The organism is Polaromonas sp. P3_C2 (assembly GCF_056402675.1).
Genome location: NZ_JBFUGX010000888.1, coordinates 1 through 1431 on the forward strand (window position 1 = coordinate 1; position 1431 = coordinate 1431).

Sequence of the window (1431 nt, forward strand, 5' to 3'; positions counted from 1 at the left end):
AGTCTGTTCGCCCACCTGGACGTGCACAGCAACCTCGATTTCGGCCAGCGCCGCGTGCCGGCTGCCCAGCGCCGCATCTCGCTGGAACACGCCATTGAATTGCTGGGCTTGCAAAAACTGATGCGGCGCATGCCCGGCACGCTTTCGGGCGGCGAGCGCCAGCGCGTGGCCATCGCGCGGGCGCTGGCCACCAGTCCGCAGCTTTTGTTGATGGACGAGCCCCTGGCCTCGCTGGACATCGCCCGCAAGGCCGAAATCCTGCCTTACCTGGAGCGCCTGCATGACGAACTCGACATGCCCGTGCTCTACGTCAGCCACGCGCCGGATGAGGTCGCCCGGCTGGCCGACCACCTGGTGCTGCTGGACGCCGGCCGCGTCACGGCCTCAGGCCCGACGCGCGAGCTGATGACGCGGCTGGACCTGCCGCTGGCGCACGGCGACGCCGCAGCCGCGGTGATAGATGCCGTGATCAGCGCCGTTGAACCCGAATGGCACATGAGCCATGCCGAGTTTCCCGGCGGACGCATCAGCCTGCTCAACCCTTCGCTGCAGGTCGGCCAGCGCGTGCGCGTGCGCATCCAGGCGCGTGACGTGAGCCTGACGCTTGAGCGCCAGGAGGGCACCAGTGTGCAGAACATCTTTGCGGTTACCGTCACCGGCCTTTCCGCCGACAGCCCGGGACAGGTGATGGTCGGCCTGGACGCCGGCGGCAGCACACTGCTGGCGCGGCTCACCCAGAAGTCGGCGGAAGCCTTGCAATTGCAGCCCGGCAGCCGTGTGTACGCGCAGGTCAAGGGGGTGGCGGTGCTGGGCTGACCTGGCGTTGCTATAAAAAAGATAGCTGCTCGCGCATGTCGGGATTGGGTCAACGGCTGATTTCATGCGAAATTTTTAGCCAGGCCCAAGGCTCTATTTTTCGCTAAAAAATGCTTTCTGGCCAATAGGGACGGGCGCAAGCAGCTATCAAATCAGTAGCAACTCACCCGATCCCCGGGAAAAAACGGCTTCAGCCGCCATGCATCGGGAAATCTGTGTCGACGCTGACCCCTGCTTCGATGAATGCTCACCTTGTGCATCCGTGCGGAGGCATGGGATGTGCATGGCCCCGCCTCAGTACTCCAGCCGCTCCGGCCGGATTTCCTGCAGGATGGTGGTGGCGATCTCTTCAATCGACTTGGTGGTGGTTGACAGCCAACGTATGCCTTCGCGCCGCATCATGGCTTCGGCCTCGTGGATTTCGTCGCGGCAGTTCTCCAGGCTGGCGTATTTGGAGTTGGGCCGGCGCTCATTGCGGATCTGCGCCAGTCGCTCGGGCGCGATGGTCAGCCCGAAGATCTTCTTGCGGTGTGGCACCAGCGCCGGCGGCAGCTGGCGGCGCTCGAAATCTTCGGGGATCAATGGGTAGTTGGAAGCCTTCAGGCCGTACTGCAT

The 1431-nt window shown here is 63.9% G+C and carries 2 protein-coding genes; one reads left to right on the forward strand and one right to left on the reverse strand.

The features are described 5' to 3' along the window. The coding region (modC, locus tag AC1DWI_RS23065) for a molybdenum ABC transporter ATP-binding protein (RefSeq protein WP_477725905.1) at window positions 1–816 on the forward strand (816 nt) is incomplete at its 5' end. Window positions 817–1110: 294 nt separating this feature from the next. Here the strand turns inward: modC and AC1DWI_RS23070 are convergent. After that, the coding region (locus tag AC1DWI_RS23070) for a kinase/pyrophosphorylase (RefSeq protein WP_477725906.1) at window positions 1111–1431 on the reverse strand (321 nt) is incomplete at its 5' end.